This window comes from Schnuerera sp. (assembly GCF_035459645.1).
GTDB lineage: Bacteria > Bacillota > Clostridia > Tissierellales > Tepidimicrobiaceae > Schnuerera.
In genome coordinates, this window is the sequence record NZ_DATHXO010000083.1 from 1 (window position 1) to 3,420 (window position 3,420).

The following is a 3,420-nucleotide window of genomic DNA, read 5'->3' on the forward strand; positions in this document are numbered from 1 at the left end:
AACTGCTGCAATTTCAGCTTTAACTAATAGGCCGGTTAATAATAATATTGCAATGACTGGAGAAATTACATTACGAGGTCGAGTTTTACCCGTAGGTGGCATTAAAGAAAAAGCATTAGCAGCAAATAGAATAGGTATAAAAAAGATTTTAGTCCCTTTTGAAAATAATAAAGATTTAGAAGAGATACCAGAAAAGATTAGAAAAAAGATGGATTTTGTATTAGTAAAAAATATGGAACAGGTTATAGAACATGTATTAATAGAAGAGGATAATAGAAATGAAGATAATTAATGCTCAATTGGAAAAAATTGCAGTTAATCAAAAACAATATCCTAATGCAAACTTACCAGAAATAGCCTTTGCTGGTAGATCAAATGTAGGGAAATCCTCTTTCATAAATTCTATGTTAAATAGGACAAATTTAGCTAGAACTAGTGGTAAACCTGGGAAAACGAGAACCATAAATTTTTATAATATAAATGAAGAATTTAGATTTGTAGATTTGCCTGGTTATGGATATGCTCAAGTTTCTAAAAAGGAAAAGGATAAATGGGGATATATAATTGAAGAGTATTTAAATACAAGAAAAAATTTAGTTGAAATAATCCAGCTAGTGGATATAAGACATGAACCTACAGAACAGGATTTGATCATGTATAACTGGATAAAAACTTTTAATTTTACAGGAATAATTATTGCAACTAAAGCAGATAAAATTTCAAAAGGTAAATATCAAGGAAATTTAAAAATTATTAAAAACAAGTTGGAAATACAGGATCCTAATTTAATAATACCTTATTCTTCATCTAAAAAAATAAATAAAGATAAGGTATGGAGTGTATTTAAAGATATACTTATGAAGAATAAAGAGCAGCAATCTAAATAGATAGCTGCTCTAAATAATTATTCTTCCTTTACAAACATATCTTGCGTAGCACCACAAACTGGGCATACCCAGTCTTCTGGTAAGTTTTCAAAAGGTGTACCAGGCTCTACTCCGTTATCTGGGTCACCTTCAGCTGGATCATAAACGTATCCACATGGTTCACAAACATATCTGTCCATTATATATTCTCCTTTCAATATGTAATCAATGAAATAATACCCACTTATATACAATTTTAAACTATATTTAATAAAATATTATATAAGAAATTATATCAAAGAATAATTGAATTGTACAATAGATTAAAGTAAAAAATTATGGGTAAACTAATAATAGCTAGTAATACAATATATAACATTTGTTAGATGGGCGTGATGGAAATGTCTTTTATATTTAAAGGATCTGTACGTAGCGATTTAGATGAAATTAAAATATTTATAAAAAAGATATTAGATAAACTTGAAAACACTATTCAAGATAAGAACCTAATTTTTGATTTGAAACTAATATTAAATGAACTTATTATAAATAGTGTTATCCATGGGAATCAATGTAATGATAATAAATATGTGAAGCTTTTTTTAGAAATTGTGGGGGACACCATCAGGATTGAAGTAAGCGATGAAGGAGAAGGAATAGATTTTGATATTGACGCTTATAACCCATCGGATTTAAAATGTTGTGGTAGAGGGTTAGTAATTGTGGATGGATTATCAGATGAAGTATATATTGATAATAATAGAATAGTAGCCGTCAAATATATTGAATAAAAAGGTATAGATGAATATAAGATAAGTATAGCAGGGATTTTCCCTGCTATAATAATTTACTATCATTTTAAAACAAATTATGTTAAAATTAAGTTTGGTAAACCATTAATTAAAACAAAAAATAGGAAGTGATATTTTTTCATGCAAATTACAAGAGATGATCTTAGAAATATAGCTATTATTGCTCATGTAGATCACGGAAAGACTACACTAGTAGATAGTATGTTGAAACAAAGTGGAATATTTAGAAAAAATCAAATAGTAGAAGATAGAGTTATGGATTCCAATGAAATTGAAAGAGAAAGAGGTATCACTATATTATCCAAAAATACTGCTATTCATTATAATGATATTAAGATAAATATAGTAGATACTCCAGGCCATGCTGATTTTGGTGGGGAAGTAGAACGGGTTCTTAAGATGGTAAATGGAGTTGTATTATTAGTAGATGCTTTTGAAGGCCCTATGCCTCAGACCAAATTTGTGTTAAAGAAAGCCTTTGAGTTAGATTTACCAGCAGTTGTATGTATAAATAAGATAGATAGACCAGAGGCAAGGCCGGAAGAAGTTATTGATGAAGTGTTAGACTTATTTATTGAACTTGGAGCTAGTGAAGAATACCTTGACACACCATTTGTATATACTTCAGCAAAAGAAGGAACTGCTACCATAGATTTGAAAGAAAAAAAGGACAATATGGAAGACTTATTTGAAACAATAATTGAATACATTCCTGCGCCAAAAGGAACTATAGACAAACCATTACAAGTATTAATATCTACTATAGATTACAACGATTATGTAGGTAGAATTGGCATTGGCAAAATAGAAAGAGGACAAGTAAATACAAACGAAGAGGTTTTAATCGTCAATCAAGATAGAAAAGACGAAGTAAAAAAAGTAAAGATAACAAATATTTATGAATTTGAAGGATTAAATAGGGTAGAAGTAGAAGAATCAAAAGTAGGAAGTATAATTGCTGTTACAGGAGTAGAGGGAATCCACATAGGAGATACCATATGTGATATTGATAACCCAGCTCCCCTACCTTTTGTAAAAATTTCTGAACCAACTATTGCTATGACCTTTTCAGTAAACAATAGTCCTTTTGCAGGAAAAGAGGGGAAATATGTAACATCAAGACAAATAAGGAATAGACTATTTAAAGCATTACAGACAGATGTAAGCCTTAGGGTAGAAGAAACAGAATCTACAGATGCATTTAAGGTATCAGGTAGAGGAGAGTTACATTTATCAGTTCTTATAGAAAATATGAGAAGGGAAGGTTATGAATTTCAAATTTCAAAACCAGAGGTACTATATAAATATGAAGATGGCAAAAGACTAGAACCTATGGAAACGGTAACTATTGATGTAATTGAAGCATATATTGGATCAGTAATAGAAAAGTTAGGAATGAGAAAAGGGGAATTAATTAGCATGTCAGAAGCCAATGGAGGATATGCAAGGTTAATATTTTCTATTCCAGCAAGAGGATTAATTGGATATAGAGGAGAATTTATGACAGATACTAAAGGCAATGGCATTCTTAATTCAGTATTTGATAGCTATGGGCCCTATAAAGGTGATATACCAACGAGGAACGAAGGTTCATTAATTTCCTTTGAAACGGGAGAAGCAACTGCTTATGGGTTATATTCAGCACAGGATAGAGGAACTCTTTTTATTGACCCAGGAACTAAAGTTTATGAAGGAATGGTTATAGGTTCAAACCCTAAGGGAATGGATATAGAAGTTAATAT

General features: G+C 30.2%; 5 protein-coding genes. 4 read left to right on the forward strand and 1 reads right to left on the reverse strand.

The genetic code is table 11. From position 1 onward, the window contains the following. Together VK998_RS02065 and yihA are read left to right on the forward strand one after the other, a co-directional pair. The coding region (locus VK998_RS02065) for a S16 family serine protease (RefSeq protein ID WP_325224933.1) at positions 1-292 on the forward strand (292 nt) is incomplete at its 5' end. After that, entirely contained in the window at positions 279-887 is a 609-nt protein-coding gene (gene yihA / locus VK998_RS02070) for a ribosome biogenesis GTP-binding protein YihA/YsxC (protein WP_325224935.1), read from the forward strand. The genes VK998_RS02065 and yihA, both read left to right, overlap by 14 nt. A gap of 17 nt (positions 888-904) precedes the next feature. On the opposite strand, the gene rd is transcribed toward yihA, so the two are convergent. Further along, on the reverse strand, positions 905-1,066 hold the full coding sequence (gene rd / locus VK998_RS02075; RefSeq protein WP_325224939.1) for a rubredoxin: 162 nt from the start codon (positions 1,064-1,066) through the stop codon (positions 905-907). 201 nt (positions 1,067-1,267) lie between these two features. Here rd and VK998_RS02080 point away from each other — a divergent pair, with 201 nt between their 5' ends. After that, positions 1,268-1,657, forward strand: coding sequence for an ATP-binding protein (locus VK998_RS02080; RefSeq protein ID WP_325224940.1), 390 nt, complete (start codon positions 1,268-1,270; stop codon positions 1,655-1,657). A gap of 141 nt (positions 1,658-1,798) precedes the next feature. After that, positions 1,799-3,420: translational GTPase TypA (gene typA / locus VK998_RS02085; RefSeq protein WP_325224943.1), on the forward strand; the 1,622-nt coding region annotated here is incomplete at its 3' end.